At 59.0% G+C, this 16,395-nt stretch carries 11 protein-coding genes and 2 pseudogenes; 1 reads left to right on the plus strand and 12 read right to left on the minus strand.

The annotated features are described in order from the left end of the window. Positions 1-134 precede the first annotated feature (134 nt). The 10 genes and pseudogenes from I6F33_RS36945 to I6F33_RS36995 all read right to left on the minus strand — a co-directional run. A pseudogene (locus tag I6F33_RS36945) lies at positions 135-567 on the minus strand (transposase); the annotation flags it as partial. Between the two features lie 721 nt (positions 568-1,288). Beyond that, positions 1,289-1,865, minus strand: a pseudogene (locus I6F33_RS36950) (hypothetical protein). Between the two features lie 156 nt (positions 1,866-2,021). Then, positions 2,022-2,198, minus strand: a complete 177-nt coding sequence (locus tag I6F33_RS36955) for a hypothetical protein (RefSeq protein WP_225143841.1) — start codon at positions 2,196-2,198, stop codon at positions 2,022-2,024. Positions 2,199-2,909: 711 nt separating this feature from the next. Beyond that, positions 2,910-3,332, minus strand: a complete 423-nt coding sequence (locus I6F33_RS36965) for a tyrosine-type recombinase/integrase (RefSeq protein WP_225143844.1) — start codon at positions 3,330-3,332, stop codon at positions 2,910-2,912. A 113-nt stretch (positions 3,333-3,445) separates the two neighbouring features. Continuing rightward, positions 3,446-4,189: an IS21-like element helper ATPase IstB gene (gene istB, locus I6F33_RS36970; RefSeq protein WP_225145733.1), complete on the minus strand. Its 744-nt coding sequence runs from the start codon at positions 4,187-4,189 to the stop codon at positions 3,446-3,448. An 11-nt stretch (positions 4,190-4,200) separates the two neighbouring features. Further along, the gene (istA, locus tag I6F33_RS36975; RefSeq protein WP_225145734.1) at positions 4,201-5,733 is read right to left on the minus strand and encodes an IS21 family transposase; all 1,533 of its coding nucleotides are present in this window, start codon (positions 5,731-5,733) and stop codon (positions 4,201-4,203) included. A 94-nt stretch (positions 5,734-5,827) separates the two neighbouring features. Then, a complete protein-coding gene (locus I6F33_RS36980; RefSeq protein ID WP_225145735.1) occupies positions 5,828-6,157 on the minus strand; it encodes a hypothetical protein in 330 nt (109 codons plus the stop codon). 981 nt (positions 6,158-7,138) lie between these two features. Continuing rightward, positions 7,139-7,339: a hypothetical protein gene (locus tag I6F33_RS36985; RefSeq protein WP_225145736.1), complete on the minus strand. Its 201-nt coding sequence runs from the start codon at positions 7,337-7,339 to the stop codon at positions 7,139-7,141. After that, positions 7,336-11,136 (minus strand): hypothetical protein, encoded by a 3,801-nt coding sequence (locus I6F33_RS36990; RefSeq protein ID WP_225145737.1) that lies wholly within the window; start codon positions 11,134-11,136, stop codon positions 7,336-7,338. Before I6F33_RS36990 ends, I6F33_RS36985 begins: the two co-directional genes overlap by 4 nt. 154 nt (positions 11,137-11,290) lie before the next feature. Next, positions 11,291-12,106 carry a helix-turn-helix transcriptional regulator gene (locus I6F33_RS36995; protein WP_225145738.1) on the minus strand — a complete coding sequence of 272 codons (816 nt, stop codon included), beginning with the start codon at positions 12,104-12,106 and terminating at the stop codon, positions 11,291-11,293. Positions 12,107-12,236: 130 nt separating this feature from the next. Here I6F33_RS36995 and I6F33_RS37000 point away from each other — a divergent pair, with 130 nt between their 5' ends. After that, positions 12,237-12,956, plus strand: coding sequence for a recombinase family protein (locus I6F33_RS37000; protein ID WP_225145739.1), 720 nt, complete (start codon positions 12,237-12,239; stop codon positions 12,954-12,956). A 326-nt stretch (positions 12,957-13,282) separates the two neighbouring features. Here I6F33_RS37000 and I6F33_RS37005 read toward each other — a convergent pair whose 3' ends face one another. After that, entirely contained in the window at positions 13,283-13,462 is a 180-nt protein-coding gene (locus I6F33_RS37005) for a hypothetical protein (RefSeq protein WP_225145740.1), read from the minus strand. Between the two features lie 646 nt (positions 13,463-14,108). Next, positions 14,109-15,968 carry a restriction endonuclease gene (locus tag I6F33_RS37015; protein WP_225145742.1) on the minus strand — a complete coding sequence of 620 codons (1,860 nt, stop codon included), beginning with the start codon at positions 15,966-15,968 and terminating at the stop codon, positions 14,109-14,111. Positions 15,969-16,395: the final 427 nt, after the last annotated feature.

Below are 16,395 nucleotides of genomic sequence, written 5' to 3' on the forward strand. Positions count from 1 at the left end.
CCCCTGTGGATCGCGCCGACGCCGGGCTCGTAACTCCGGTCGGGCTACGCCCTCCCTGCGTCACGAGCCCGGCGAAGCTCTCTCATCCTGATTGACGCTCCACTGTCACCCTGATTGCCGCGCGGCAAGCCCGCTTCGGCCCATCGGTAAGTCGTGCCATCGACCCAGATCCGATGCAGGATCACTGCGAGCTTGCGTGCCAAGGCGACCTTTGCGCGCTTCGAGCCCCTCCGCTTGGCGACGTCCATCCCCCAGTGTTTGAGTTTTGAGAACCGCGTGATGCGCGATAACAGAACGTTGGCGGCTTCATACAAGGCCGTCCGCACCGTCTCATCGCCGGCCAGCGTGATTCCGCCCGTGACGTCCTTTTCTCCCGATTGATATTTCTGTGAGCCCGAACAGCGCGCCTGCTGCCTTTGGCTTTACAATGCGATGAGGATCATCAATCGCCGATTTGTAGGTGATGGCCACCAGGGGGCCAACGCCTGGTACTGTCATAAGCCGGCGGCAGACTGCATCATCACGCACAATTGCCAGCACAGCCTTGTGTAGTCTTCCGTATTCTGCCTTTCTCCACGGCTGTCCTCCGTCTCCAGATGCTTGGGGCCTCAAGTCGTGACCCCGTTTCATCATCTATCGGGGGACAGCCACCATCATGACCCCTTGCTCCGGAGCCGGGCCCATTACCGCATCTAGTAGGTGCCTTGCATCCTTCTCGGCGCCGAGTCGCGCCCCCATTGCCAGGCGACCGTGACTGTGATGCGGCAACCAGTTCTGGTAGTTGTGCCACGGCTTTTTGCGGTGGATGTATCCTACCGCCAGCCTTCTTCCCTCCCCGAAGCTGGCGGTGGAGTTAGCGGCGCGCGTGAGTGGGGACAGCGTTTCTTCTTCTCTCAGATTGAGCGCCGAGCCACGTGGCCGCTACCTCCCAACCATGGGGCCAAAGGATGCATATATTCGAGCGGCACAAGCGCTTGAGGTGCTTGCAGCCAATCAGGCCCGGGCGGCCGATCAGCCTTTGAGCCTGGCAGATCGCCAAGTTGCGACATTTGATGCCGAGGAGGCTCGGGCAGTGTTAGGCATCCTCGACAGCGTGAAGCCCAATCTTAGGCCGAAGGATGCCCGGCGGATCGCTGCGCGCATACGCGATCTTCTAGAGGGTGAGGGCTGAGTGAGCGGCGAAGGAGTTCGACTAGGCAGCTCTCCGGCAATTCATGTCCTGTAGGGTAGCCAAAGTCATTTCGATGAAACGTCAGCTTTCTTGACCAGCACTTTAACGAGTCGACCGTTAAGAAGCCGGATTGAGCTGAGCTAGACAGTTGAGCGAGCGCCAGAGCGAGACCAACAATAGGCGCAAAAGTTCTCTGAACCAGGCGAGGATGCGACGGAGGTTGTGTCCGACGGCGGAGAGGACGACGTTGGCGGCATCGCCGGCGCGGCCCTTGAGGTAGCACCGGCCGAGGTGTCCTTCGGCTTTGAGGTGTCCGATGATGGGCTCAATGGCGGAGCGGCGGCGCAGCTCACGCTTGATGGCGCCGAAGACACCGCGCTTCTGGCCGGAGATGAAGACGCGGCGGGGATTTTGCGCGTCGTGGCCGCGGTAGCCCTTGTCGACATAGGCCCGCTCGACCGCACAGCCGGTGAGTGTCTCGGATGTGCTTGAGCAACAGCAGCCCGATCATGAAGCGGGTCTCGATCCCCGGCCTGCCGTTCTCGCTGTAGAGCGGGGCGATCTCGCTGTCGATCCAGTCCCAATCGATCTTGCCGGCAAGCAGAACCAACTCGTGCTTCATGTTGATGATCTGGTCCAGCCGTGCCCGGAACAGATCGTTCGATCCCGTCGTCTTGTGCTTCTTCGGCCGCATCGTCCCTCCGGTGCACCACACAAGCACGGTTAACAGCGGAGAGGAATCCACAAAACGAATTGCAAGGTTTGCGACCATCAAGCCTCAAATCCCTGCAATCTCAAACGCCGTCAAAACACCAAAAACAGACCGCTGCTCAATCGCTTACAGGCTTGTTCACAGCCGACTAACGATGGCCTCAAGCGCCGCGATACGGTCTTCGGCTTTCCCCAGCGCATTTGCAGCCCTGAGAAGGTCAGCCTTCACCTGTGTATTTTCACTCGCGGCTGCAAGCCGCTCCATAGCACGTTGAGCTTGATCAAGTCTGTCCTGATGACCAAGAAGGTCGACCATGATTCATTTTCTCCCATTGGTGATCTACAAGCGCGACAATACCTGATGTAGCGAGCGAGGCGTCGATGTGGAGGGCCGCGCGCCTGCCGCTACGGGCCGCCCGCCACGCGCTCGACCCATGCCGAAGAACCTACTTCCGCCGAGTGGGCTTCGATGGCCCCTTGTGATCCGGTCGCTGAGTGAGGGCGGACGCCGAAACGGTTTTGATCTCCTTGTTAGTCAGCGCGCCGGGGCTCCGAAGTCCTTTCGAAGCAATCGACCCCACGCCTTTGCCGGTACGTTCATTTTTTGCCATTGGAGTGCCTATCGGTTTCGCGACTCGGGATGAGCCGCAACCAAAGATATCACAGACAATTCTTTTCGCCTCCCGTACAATTCCGGTGCGGCGAACGCAAACGCTGAGGCTATTTAATAGACAGCTTCCGAAAATCCGTGCGACTACAGGGCTGATGCTTGTCGCCCCTGAAGGTCTGCCGATGGTCAGAACGGAAAGCCCCAATCAATCCGCGTTCACGCGCCCTCGCAGGGGATTGCGACGTGAAGACGCGGCGTTCTACGTCGGGGTGTCTCCGTCCACATTCGATAAGTGGGTTGAGGACGGCACGATGCCGAGGCCCATCAGGCGCGGCGGCATGGTCTTGTGGGACATGCGACTGATTGACCGCGCCTTCGAAGTTCTCTCGGGCGATGCGGAAGATGCGAACCCGTGGGCTAGTGTGAGCCTAACGCAGCAATAGCCTGCTTGGCGAGCAGCCTTTGCTCCGCAGCCTTCGTGTATCGTTCCAGCTCTTTCAAGCTGTCGTGGCCGTTGATGCTGGCAATCACCTTCAGTGACAACCCCAGCTCGGCAAGTCGACGGGCTGCCGCGAAGCGCAACGTGTGGGGGCTGCATTGCGTCGTGATCCCGGCCGCTTTGCCCCAGGCTGAAAACTTGCCGGTGAACGACTTGTCGCTGTAAGGCTTTCCGCGTTCAGTCAGGATGAATGCGGATTCCGACGAAGTCGCCCGGGTGTACCGATATGAAGTCGCCGGGGGATTCCGAGACGATGTCGCCCACCTTTCCGATTTGATCTCGCCCGGTGACGAGGCGTTCTGGCGGTAGTTTCTCTGGCATTTGGCGAGCCGCGTGGTCAACCTGGAATCGCGGCTTGAACTTCTTCCGTTTCTGTTTCTGTTGCGGTTCTGTGGGCATGTGGGCAACGCCTGGCGTTGTCCAAGCGAAGCGGCATGTCCACAGCGTTACGGGCTCAGGCCTTTCGGGCGGATTGCCGAGTTCGGCGCAGGCTCTCGCCGGTGAGGTCGAGCCGATGGGCATTGTGGACGAGGCGATCGAGCACGGCGTCGGCATAGGTGGGATCTCCAATGAGCACATGCCATTGGTCCATGGGGAGCTGGCTGGTGACGATGGTGGAACGGTGACCGTAGCGATCTTCGAGGATTTCTAGGAGGTCGTGACGGGCGCCGGCATCGAGCGGCTCGAGCCCCCAATCATAGAGGATCAGCAGATCGACAGGGCCGAGGCCGCGCAATAGGCGTGGATGGCGGCCGTCGCCGCGCGCGAGAGCGAGGTCATCGAACAGCCGCGGAACACGTTGATAGAGCACGGAGCGATTGTCACGGCAGGCCTTGTGGCCGAGCGCCGAGGCGAGCCAGCTCTTGCCGACGCCGGCCGGGCCGCAGATCAGCAGGTTCGCATGGTCGTCGATCCAGCGTCCCTCGACAAGCTTGGCGAACAGTGGGCGGTCGAGGCCGCGCGGGGTGCGGTAGTCAATGTCCTCGACGCACGCCTGCTGACGCAGCTTGGCGTAGCGCAGGCGGGTGGCGAGCCGCTTGTCGTGGCGCAGCGAGGCTTCGCGTTCGAGCAGCAGCGCGAGCCATTCGGCGTGACCGAGGCTATTCGCCTCGCCGGTGGCTTCGATGTCGGCGAAGGCCTCGGCCATGCCGTGGAGGCCGAGGGCGTTGAGGCGGTCGAGGGTCGGATGGGTGAGCAAGGGATGGTCTCCTAATTGTAGTAGCGCGGTCCGCGGATGTTGGCATGCAGGATCGGCGCATCGTCCGCGGAGCGCTGATGAGCGGGACGCCGATCGAGATTGTTGGCGAGGATCGACTTGACCGAGCCATAGGTGCGCGCACCGATGTCGATCGCCCGCGCAGCCGCGGCGTCCAGCCGTTCGCGCCCGTAGGAGGCGGCGAGCCTGAGGATGCCGAGGCAGGCGCGGAAGCCTTGCTCGGGGTGCGAGCGCTCGTCGAGAATGAGGTCGCACAATGCGCTGGTTGCCGGCCCGATCGCGGCGGCGTCCTGGCGGATACGCGCGATAGTCCAGCCGGCATAGCGCCGATGGCTGGAGGCCATGTGCTCCGGCACGGTGGTGTGTTTGTGATTGCCGCTCATGCGCTGATGCGCGGCGATCCGCTCGCCCTTGTGGAAGATCTCGACGGTGCGGGCGGTGAACCGCACCTCGACCTCAGCGCGGGCGAAGCGATGCGGAACGCTGTAATAATGCTTCTCCACCTCGACGTGGTAATCGAGGCTGACGCGGCGGATCCGCCACTCGGCGAGCAGGTAGGGGCTCGCCGGCAACGGCTTGAGCGCCGGCCGGTCGACCTCCTCGAGCAGCCGGCGGCGCGTCACGCCGAGCCGCCGGATCGGCCGCTCCTCGTTGAGCCTTGTGAGCAACTCGCCGATCGCCGCGTTGACCTCGGCGAGGCTGTAGAAGACGCGGTGGCGCAGGCGGCCGAGCAGCCAGCGCTCGATAATGAGGACGGCTTGCTCGACCTTGGCCTTGTCGCGCGGCTTGCGCGGCCGCGCCGGCAAGATGGCGGTGCCGTAATGCGCCGCCATCTCCGCATAGGTGCGATTGATTTGCGGGTCGTACAGGCTCGCCTTGATGACCGCGACCTTGGTGTTGTCGGGCACCAGCAGCGCCGGGACGCCACCGATCGCCGCGAAGGCGCCAACATGGGCACTGATCCAGTCGGCGAGCCCCTGCGTCCACGTCGCCTGCGCGGAGGTGAAGCTCGAGGCGCCGAGCACGGCGACGAAGATCTGCGCCGTCCTCCGCTCGCCGGTGAGGCGGTCGACCACCACCGGCACGCCGTCGCCCGCGTAGTCGACGAACAGCTTGTCGCCGGCCGCGTGCGCCTGGCGCATCGTCACCGACAGGCGTCCCTCCCAGGCGCGGTAAAGCTCGCAGAAGCGCGAGTACCGGTATCCGCCGGGCTCGGCGCCGATGTACTCCTCCCACAGGATTGACAGCGTCACGTGCTTGCGCTTGAGCTCGCGGTGCACCGCGGCCCAGTCGGGCTCGGCGATGCGGCGGTGACCCTGCCGGTTGCCGTTGCCGGTCTTGGCGAACAGACGGACCTCCAGGGCCGCGTCCGTGAGTTCGTCGGGCAACGGCCAGCTCAGGCCTGCGGCCTCGAACCGCCGGATGGTCAGCCGCACTGTCGAGGGCGCCGCGCCCACCCGCCGCGCAATCTCGCGGCTCGGCAGCCCAGCCGCCTTCATCCTGATCACATCGCGCACACGGCGCATCGCAAGCCTCTCCGTCGGCATCCAGGGTCCCCCTTCGCAAAGCCGAAAGGGGGACCCTATGGAAGCCAGAAGAGGCCTCGTCACCCGGGCGACATCATCCCGGAACGGTGGGCGACATCATCTCGGAATGGGTGGGCGACTTCAAATCGGAATGGTGGGCGAGATCATCTCGGAATGCTGGGCGACATCGAGCGGAATCCGCAAGGATGAATGCTGGCGCATCGGTTGCGATCTTGCAGGCCTTGAGCGCGGCTGCGAGTTGTGCAGCTAGTGGGATTTCCAGCTCTTTGCCGGTCTTGTTTTGTCGGACTTCGATGCTGCTGTCGTTCAGGTTATCGAGATCGAACTTGCCGCCGACCACGCTGTGAGGCCCGAGCCTGACCGCATCGCCGCGCCGTTGGCCGGTGTAGGGCAGTACGGTCATAGCGAGATGTTGCCGAGTGCCGAGGGGCCACCGCTCGAAACTCGGCTATGTTGGTTTCCGATAGCGTGTCCCAACCTTTCTTCGCGCCTTTCGGTCGACGCTTCTTTTTGATGTCCTTGGCCGGATTGTCCTTTCGGTACTTGTGGTCCTTGGCGAACGCCATGAGCAGCCGGAAGATTCGCCGCGTACTGTTCCCGGCCTCTATGCCGCCTTCAGCAGCCCGTTCGTCGACCATGCGCTTGAATGTCCTCCTCGGTGATCTTGGCGACGGGCAGGCTTCCAGCGGCCTCTTCGAGCCGGGCAAATAGGCGGGTGTAGTTGTCCTGAGTGACTTGGCCCAACTCGGGGAACTTGGATCTTTTTGTAATGCCGGATAAGGGCCGCCATACTGCCAGCGGGAACGGTTTTGACGGGCGTGCGCCGCTTGCCAGCTTTCAGGCGCGCTCGTTGCCTGTCCGGCCTTCCTGCCCTCCTCCAGGGCGGTTGCGTAGGCCCGCATAAACTCTTCCGACCAGGGCAGCCCGGGCAGGGTGGCGCGCGGTATGCCTTTCTTTCGGACGTAGTGGCGCGGATGGCCGTGGCTGTCTAAAAAGCCTTGCACATACCGTACCGGGGAAGTCGGCGGCGGTTTTGCATGCCTGAGCATGGGGGAATGCGACCGAAAGTGTCAAGGTGGCCGCTCCTAAGGTCGCAAGGTTGACAACCAGGTCAAAAAGATCAATTAAATCAAAGCCTGTTTTTGATCTTGGCGCTCCCTAGGGCCTGTTTCAACCTTGAGAGAGCATTGGTGTCAACGCTCGTTACAAGTTGAGTTCGATCGACCGGCGGATCCGAGACGATGCCGTGCGAGTCGGTTCATTTTCATTCACACCGACCGCAACCCACAGGCCGGACTAGCGGCATCTGGACAACGTGCTAGGCACGAGAATTTCGGTCGCGCTCAAGCGAGCGCAATGCACTAAATTAGCGCTCTCGTGGTAGCTATCTGGTAGCTACAACAAATCCGCAACCTTCGATGATTTCTGTAAGCATTTGACTTTGTTGGTACAGTTGGGTGGGTACCGCCGCCAGACCATTACCCGCTTGATAAACAAGACTTTTTTTGCCGCCAAGGATCGCCTTTTGTAGCAGGCTTTTGTATTCAGGAGAAGCCACGCCCCTGCCGCTCAGCGTCTGCTTCAACCGCGTCGCACGGTTGCCTCTTCTTCATCCCGCATCTCGCGCTCTATTTGGGCATTCAAACTCTTAAGCCTGTCGCGGGCCCATGAGCGCACTTGCCGCAACGGATGCTCCTTTAGTTCCTCCAACGGGTGCACGTAGGAGCGCAGATGAGCGGAAGTCGGACCACTCCATCCGCCCGTCCCCATGTTTACAGAAAGGGCATCCAGTATGTCTTTCCTCGAACCGAACTCGTTGAGCAGTGCGGAGCCAAGTTCGGTCCAATTCTTCTGACCGTCGGTTGTAACCAAAAGCGGCGCCATTTCAGCGACCATACGAGCGAAGTTCTTTGGATAAGCCTTGCACGCTGCCAAGACCACAGCTGCGCCTAATTTGAACAACGGACCTTCAACCTTGTCGTTAAAGCTAAAGGGCGACCCGAGGATGTGAACCAACTGCCAGCGATCCCTTACGTCTGCCTGTTCTATGTAGGAGGCAAACATGGGAAGCACGGTGGTCGAATACTTCACTATGACCAGCTCGGTTAGCTTTTGGAGAAGTCGATTACTCGACGACCGATTGTCCCGGGCCGCAGCGATCAACCTCTCTGCCAAAAACGTTGCGAGAGCAGGTCCGAACTTGCTGTCTAACAAGAGCATCGTCACCAAGGTCTCATAGTGATGATGGTCCATAACGTCCTGAGATTTGGCCGATGCAAACGGCGCAGCCCTCACAGCCAGGTCGATTTCCGCACGAACGGTCAAAAACTTCGTTTTATCTCCGTGCATGTACATTGACAGGAGGTCGACCGCTACCCAAGCGCCCTGTTCGCCTTGCGCAACGAGGCTGCTGATAAGGCGCTTTATTTCCGCAGTGGGCATTGGCTGAAGAACGCCACCCATTCCGAAGATGCTCAGGGTTTTAGGATCAAGGTCAGCCCTGTCGATCAAATCGACGACCAGATTGAGGCTCTCTGGAGTGAGATTTAGAGCAGCAAAGTAAGGCAGAAATTTCCTGAGAGCTGGAATGTCGGAAATACGTGTGAGCAGCGGATCGACCTCTCGACGGTCCCGGGTGAAGAGTGCATGGATCATGCCGCCGAGCAACGACTGGTTTGGCGCATGAGCCCGCTCAAGCGTCTTCGTGGCAAGGTTGATGGCATCAGAGGGCCTGTCTGTGGCTCGCAAGAATGACTGACCAAAGGCGAAACTTTGTCTGGTTTCCCCCTCACTCAACGGTCCGACCACCTTCTCAAAGATGTCCCAGTGAAGAGCGCACTCCTTTCCCAAGTCCGACGCACGCCGACTGTTCTGTTCAAAATCACGCTCTTCGCTGTCGAGGTCTCGAAAATGGTAAGGCACACTTTTGACGTAGAACATAATTCTCTCTTCGAGAGACGCGGGAAGGAGGCTGGTAAAAAGTTTAGTCACCCTCTCACGTCCGTCCGCGGTCTCTTCACCTTTCAGCCGATAGTTCAGCTGCCACGAGAGGTGTCCTAAGAGCTGTCCCCACGTCTCTTCTTTCGGCTTGAGGAACTCAATAAGCGCCTCGTAGTCAGCAAACACGGGCTCAGAGATCAGCATGCTTGCATCAATAGCCGCGAATGATTGTCGCACCTCCGCAAGCGCGTTTTTGCTGCGTCCAGCGAGAGCCCTGAGCAACCCCAGCACGCCCCGACAATACGAAAAAATCTCTGCCCACGTCTTGGGCCTGTAATCCTCGTAGGTCTTTCGCGTGCCGTGGTTCTCGGAACCAATCGTCCGAGTGCCTCCTTGTGCATCTACCGCCTTGCACAGCGCGGAGGTCAAAATCGAGACCTCTCCGTCCTCGGCATCGCCAACGAGGAACTTCAGCGTGTCCAATCTCGCGGCAAGGCTTGTACTTGTTCCCGGCAACTGAACCCGGAAGCGTTGAACGAATTCTCCGGTTGCATTGTTTGACCACGTTTCATTTTCTGCAGCAGCCAACCTTAGAAGCAATCTCATGGTTCGTAGGAAAACCGACGGCTCCCATGCGAGTGCATCGAGGGTCCAAACAAGCCAGCGTCGCCCGGGCCCAACCGTCCTCTTCAACTCCGTTAGATCAAAGGAGCCAAACTCGCGCTCCAGCGTCGACACTACGTCTTCGGGCGCAACCTCTGCCAATCTGCGAAGACAGCGCGCCCCGACATCAGTATTAAGCGCCTTCGCCGATCCGAAAGGGCCAGAAGTACCGCACAACTTTGCTGCAACCGCTCTGGCGTCGGTAAGATAGTTCAAGTCAGAAAGTCTATCGCATAGAGCTTCCTTTAACTCGTCCGGCATCGACCCTTCTAACAGAAACCTTCGCTGATCGTTTGTTGCGTAGCGCCAGAATGCTGCCGCGAGTTGCGCCGCCAGCGGACGCGGCCTGACCAGTATGGAATAGCCCCGGCGTTGAAGAATGCGGCGCTGGAAGAAATGTTCAAGCCGGGCCTCCAACTGACCAGCAGTCATCTCAAGTAAATTTTCGGCGATCCATTTGATCTGAAGATCTTTTGGCTCGACAATGCCCACTGCTTCAAAGAGGGAAATGCAGCGAAGGCAACGTAAGAGGTCCGCATCAATCGAGCCGCGTCCCCACACGAGTTTGCTGGTCAAATTCTCTGGGTCTTGAAAAGCGGCAAAATGCTCGGCTCCGCTTTTCAAACCCGCCGCTACAAGCACGGCGATAAGTGGGAAGCCGGAACAAAACTCCGTAGCACGTTCCAAGTCATCTGGAGGCAGGACAGCTCCTGAGCTTTTCAGGATCTCTTTTATTGCTTCATTTGGCGCGGCCTCAATTACAATTTCCTGGTCTTCAGGAGGCGGCTTATCGAAATCCAGATCGAGCGTAATCATGCTCAGCAGGCTGTCCGTCCGATGCACCTCTTGGCTTAATTCTCTGTGGCTGGAAGGCGGACAATCATCGACGACAAGGACTACGCGACGCCGGTTCTGGATGAAATCCCGAACCTGCTGAATTAAGGTCGGTGAATACTTTCGCGCATAAGCCACGATGGGCGTTAGGCTACAATCGGTATCACCCGACCGAAGGGCCTCGAATGCAAGCCTCGACTTCCCAAGTCCAGCATGGCCGAGGAGGCGAACAACTTCGCGAGGTTTGAGCAAAGACTGCTGTATCGCATCCAATTGTACAGTGAACGAAGGCCATGACACGAGTGAGTTCGAAAGGTCGCGGTAGTTCGACCAGTCGTCCATAGTTTGGAACGCGAAGTCGGCTGAGGCGAGACCGAGCAACTGCTTCATCCAGACAGCGACCATAGGATGCGTATTCACCCAACCGGCTATTTTGACGGGCCCGTAAACGTCGAGGTGAGCGTGGTCCACCCGCTTGTCGATTTTTCTGATGGCCGTGCGTAGCAAGTGCCGCACTTGCGTTAAGCGCGAGACCTTTGAACCTGGCTTGGGCGTCGTGAGATTGGTCTTGGAGGTTACGATGATGTACACGCCCTTTCGAGCCAAGACTTCGGCGACGGCAGGCTTCAATCGCTTCCCACTGGCTTCGACCGGTTCGCTGCACAGTTTGGCGTCGCTGAGCTTTTCGGCCTTCATCTGGAAGACTGTGAAGTAATGGTGGGTGATGCCGGGCTGGCCCGACGGTTGGCTCCACTCTACTCTGACGTCCTCGCCACCATCGGGGACGTTGATCTTGAGCGTTCCGTGTACGGCCGAAAGCGGGGCGCCCCATTTTTGTAGGTCCGCCTCAACAAGCCTTTTGATAAGCATGACGAGTTCGGTAGGCCCTAAGCGACCGACCTCGTCCTCAGAAACCTCGAACGGCTTCAAAATTCTTTTCGCCATAGATGCCCCCCCAACGCTCTATCTATCTGCGATAAGAGCCATTTCTGCAACCTGCAAGGAAGCCAAAGGTCCTCCCATGGAGACGGTTGAACGGATGCGAGCGCCACGTTTGAGCTTGTATCGAGTTTGATTGCAGCGTCCGTCGAACCGGTGCTCAACCATTTGGGTCGTCTTCCGCCTCTCCCTCGTCATCCGAAGCGTTGGGTTCGATGAGCCAAAGAGGCACTGTGAACATGCTCACATCATCGGATCGGAAGAACGCTCTTTCACCGTCCCAATCGACGAAGCTCAGACGGCGACGATCCGCGCCCATCTCTACGTTGTAAAATAGGTCTTGAAGCTGGACAGAGAGGGGCTCGGGGTCCTCTTCTTGTTCGAGCAAAGTGGTGTCTGGATCGACGTCGAACGGCAAAGGCTCGCGCTGATCTGCTAAGTAAAAGAGAACCTCAGAACTCTTCTCACGCGGTGCCTCGACTGCGATAGACGGACGGTCAAACAGCAGTTGGCAAAAAACCAAGTGCTTCAAGTTCAGCGCGTATTGCCGATCATCAGAAGGAAGCACCACGAAGCCGTCTTCCGCTTCATCGTGAAGGACCAATTGCAAGCGTTTGGCGTCAGGACCTGAGATACGAAAGTTTCCCTCGGCGCCGCCGCGCAATCTGTATTTGACCGTCCAGACCTCCGGCTCAATATCGAGGCCCGCCGCCTCCAGATCCCTACTCGTTTTCTCGTCATCGAGCGTTGCACCGCGTTTTTTCATGCGCGCAAGCGGCAGTTCAGCTGATGGAAACACCCTGCTGATCGGCTGACCAAGGGCTGCCGAAATTCTCGTAGCCAAATCGAACCGAGCGAGATGATGGCCCGCTTCGATCCTCTGGATTTGTTGTTGGCTCGTTCCGGCCGCTTCAGCGAGTTGCCGCTGGGTAAGGCCCTTAGCCCGGCGAAGCTCCTTGATCCGGTTCTCAAACATGCGCCCTTAACACTGATTGTTGTACACATACACATATATGTGTAACACAAATATGTGTCAACTCTTGATCGGCCGGCAGAATGTTCGTATCTATTTCTCAGGAATAGGATACAGTCACGAGGGGCAAGCTATGGGGAAATCTTCCAAATTCATCAAGGCATTCGCCTATTTGAGGACTTCCTCAGCCGCGAACATCGGGGAGGACAAGGACAGCGGACGTAGGCAGCTCCAAGCCATTGAAGGGTTCGCCAAGCGCGCCGGGATCGAGCTGGTGGGCACCTACCATGATGAAGCGGTGAAGGGTTCTGACCCTATCGATACGCGCCCAGGGTTTGCAGAGATGCTGGAGGCCCTTGAAGCAAACGGCACCAAGACGATCATCGTCGAGACCGCCAACCGCTTCGCGCGCGACCTGATGGTTCAAGAGGTGGGCTTCGCAATGCTGAAGGCGCGAGGCATAGATTTGATTGCCGCTGATAGCCCAACATCATTCTTGGATGACACTCCGACCGCCCGTCTGATCAGGCAGGTCCTTGGCGCCATCTCCGAGTTCGAAAAGGCAATGCTCGTGGCTAAGCTGAAGGGCGCTCGGGATCGCAAGCGGCGCTCAGGTGTCAAGGTTGAGGGGCGAAAGTCGATAGTTGAGGAACGGCCTGAGACAGTAGCGCTTGCTCGCAGCTTGGCACGCGCAAGACCAAAGGGCGGCAAGAGGTCTCTCAGGGAAATCTCAGCGGCACTGGCAGAGGCAGGGCACACCACGAAAATGGGCACGCCATATGCCCCAACCGCGATCAAGCTGATGCTCGCACGGCCTTCGGGACGTCTCGTCAGCAATACGGCCGATGGATAGGGCCGATGGAACCCGTAGGTTCTTCACACTCTTCTCAGGCGTTGCGGCACGGCGGGCAAACCTCCCCGACGAGGCTGAGGCTCCTTAAATGAGCCTCTCCGACGACACTGGATCCTAATTTGAGCCGGCAACTATCCTGATTTCAAACTGCTCGGCTTAAAGGGGCGGCCGCCGCCAAGGTCACAGCGGGAGAGTGTGCAACACGACAGAAAATGGTCGATGTCCGCTATGATCCGTTCACGACAAAACGCATGGCGCGGCGTGTTGTCGCGATGGGCCAAAGGGGACACGCGCCTTGTGAAGGCGGCCCCCTAACTGAGGCGGTCTTACTCTTTCGGCTCCTCGGGGAAGGGCTCGTAGGTCCTGCGTCCTAAGAAGGTGTCTGGCTTAGGAAGCTTGAGCGCTGCGGCTGCCTCAGCTGTTTTCTGGCGAATGCGGGCGCACTCTTCTCTTATCTCTGAAGCCAAAACGTGCAGATGCTCGTTGATAGGGGTGATGTCGGCCATGACGGCGCTCCCTTGTTATGCAGGCGGGAGCGCGATTGGTCTCTCAGCCACCGACGCCTACGGGCAGAGCCTCGGCCGGTGATATCGGTAAACTACCACAAGTCGCTTTGGTTCAAAGGTGAACGTTGATTGGCCGCCTGTGCGGGGCCGCCCGAAGAATAACTCATCTTACTCATTCGGCGTAAAGCAAGACTTCTGCCGCTAGCCTAACTACAAGATCGGCGGGGTCTGCCCCGGCGAGCGAAGCCACTCGTCCCAAAGAGCAGCGGTATCGGCCCCGCGCGCCCTCTTGAGTAGTTCTTCTCTTTCTGGACCGGGAGGATACGCACGAGCTTCCTCGCGGAGTTCACAAGCGAAATCGCTCAACCGATCTTGCAGAGTAGTGGTCTGCTTGAAACGCCGACGCTTCTTGCTCATTTGGTGTCTCCGTTTGACAAAATTATCGCGCAGAGCAAATGGCCCCGCGATAACTTTAGTTAATTGGACAAGCGCATGTGGGCGCGAGAAGCCGGCTATGGGTCATTCAGGACTGCGCCCGAGAGGTAGACATTCCTCCGATTTCCGCTATGGCTGCGAAGCAGAAGCCAATCATCCGCGATTGGTACTCGCACACGCCTCTGCGGAACTGTAGTGCCCTTGTGTAACATCAGGACTGAGGCGCTATCCTGAAATTGTAGCCGTGCTTGCCGAGCAGAGCCAAAAGATTTGGCCCGTCGATCAACGTGAGTGGCTTGTTCGCGGCCCATTCGTGCGCGTCCCGCCCAAAGTGACTTGTGGTCACGAGTATGCCCCGGTTGGCCCCTTCGTTCAGCACGGTGCCGTAAAGCTCCCTCACAGCCGCTACGTCCACCGTGTTGGAGTAGCGCTTGGCTTGCACCACGAACTTCCCACCGTGCAGCGGGTCTGAGTTGAAGATCACCGCGTCCACCCCTCTATCCCGGCTGGCTCTCGTAATCTTCACCTCTGCATTCTTGTCGGCATACTCCTTTGCCAATAGCTCACGAATGAGGTGTTCGAAATCCTGCCAGTCCATCGCTGCGAGGTTCTGCCCTTGGGCCATGCCGTCGAGCACGTCTCTCCCGGCAACAAACCTCTCGTCCTCCTTATCGAGCCGAATGGCTGGCTCAATGGGCACCACTTCGGCCACGTTGTACACGTAGGCACCCTTGAGTGCCCGGAAGGCCTCCAAGGCATCGGCCCGCTGCAGGTTGAACTCAATGATGTCCGGCTTTCGAACCGCAAGAGCCGCTACAAACGCGTCCTTCAGCCTGCCCGAGGCCGGGTCGAAGAACCGTGACCAGCAGTTAACAGCAATCCTGTCTACATCGTCCTGAAGGTCGTTCCGGGCAACGTGATGAGCAATCTGTAGCGCAATGGCTGGCACATAGCGCCGAAGGACCGCCTCGGCGTCCCGCTTGGCCGGCGCGCGCTTGCTGTCTTGTCGTACCACCGAAACGTCAGGCAGCGATGGTACGCATTGGTTGACTTGAAGCACTCGGTCTTGCTGATCGTAAAGCACTTCCCACGGATAGTCGTCCGGGACCGGCAAGGTGATGTTGCATAGCGCAAGCTCAAAGTGGCTACGCACACCATCACTGCCCCGCTGTCGAAAACGGTGATGGACCGCCCGGATGGGCTGAGTAGCCCGCTGGCAGTCCTTTTCGTAAGTCTCCTTTGTTTGCTCGTAGTCTCGCAGGACGGCGGTCTCAGCATCTCTCCACTTCAAACTCAGATCAGCGAGGTAAATCTCCATCAGATCGCGTGCTTCAAGCGCCGCCGCATACTTTGCGTGGAAGGTGGTGTGTAGCTGCCGCGCTTGCGAGTTGAGCAAGGTCACACGATGGATTTCGGCTTCGTAGGCCTTTGCCTGCAGCGGGTCCTCGGTGTCCACGTCCATTCCATTCGAAAACACAAGACGTACTGGGGTGTCCGGAGGAGCTGTGATATTCGGGAAGTCCGGCTTTGGTGCTGGCGCTTCGGCGTCCGCATACCGAAAGGCTGGCGGATCGCACGGGAAATCGCATGCGGCTGCTGCCCGACCATAGACGTTGGTCATGTCGGCACCGCTCCCCATGAGGACGTCCGCTGACGTCACGGTGACCTTACGGGGCTCGGTGTCCGACAGGGAGGCCGGATGCGGGCGGACAAGCTCGAACATATGTGCTGGGAAGTGATACCCACGAAACCGGGTATCCACCGTGCTCGGAAGAGCGGGGCGGTAGGCGCTTGCGGCCGCCACGTAGTCGTCCAGGAGAGCGAAGGCCCGACGAAATGCGTCTGGGTTGGGTATGCCGACCACTCTGACGGGGTTCTCTGCGCGGTACGACTGGCCCCGCTCGTATTCCTGCGTGGCCACGCGTTCAGCCCTCTTGCTGGCCAGAGCTTCTCGCTGGTCAGAGACAGCTTTCGAAGCAGCACCCAGACCTCTGAATAGCCCCTGAACGACCAGAAAGGCCCCGTAGCCCACGACGAGCAGCACCGCACCTGCGAGGATTAGATAGTTCATTCCCCCCAGCTTCTCCCCAGTAGGCAGAGGACTTCCGAGCGCGCACCGCCCGCTTTGTTATATTAGCGCCACAGCCGGAACTTGCGACACTTTCGACCCGAAATCTAAGGTGCGATACCGCCACAAGCCGTCTGGGAAGGCCACCGCGGGCCTTTGCACAAGCCGTCCCCGAGAAGCTGAAGGAGCCACAAGCACGTCCTAAGCCACCGCTGGGCCGAATAGGCTTACCGGGGCCACTACCAACGACGCTCCCACATAGTCATAAACTGATAAAACGTTTCCAGTGTACCTGTGTAGCCCCCTCGCCTTCTCTGCCATCATTAATCATCATCCCCTTACCTCTTCCGCCCCTGTTCCCTGTCCCCCCTCTTCTCCCTGTCCCCCCAATCTGTCACTTATACACCTCAGACCCAGCCATCGAAGGAGG

This window comes from Bradyrhizobium sp. BRP20 (assembly GCF_020194215.1).
Classification (GTDB): domain Bacteria; phylum Pseudomonadota; class Alphaproteobacteria; order Rhizobiales; family Xanthobacteraceae; genus Bradyrhizobium; species Bradyrhizobium yuanmingense.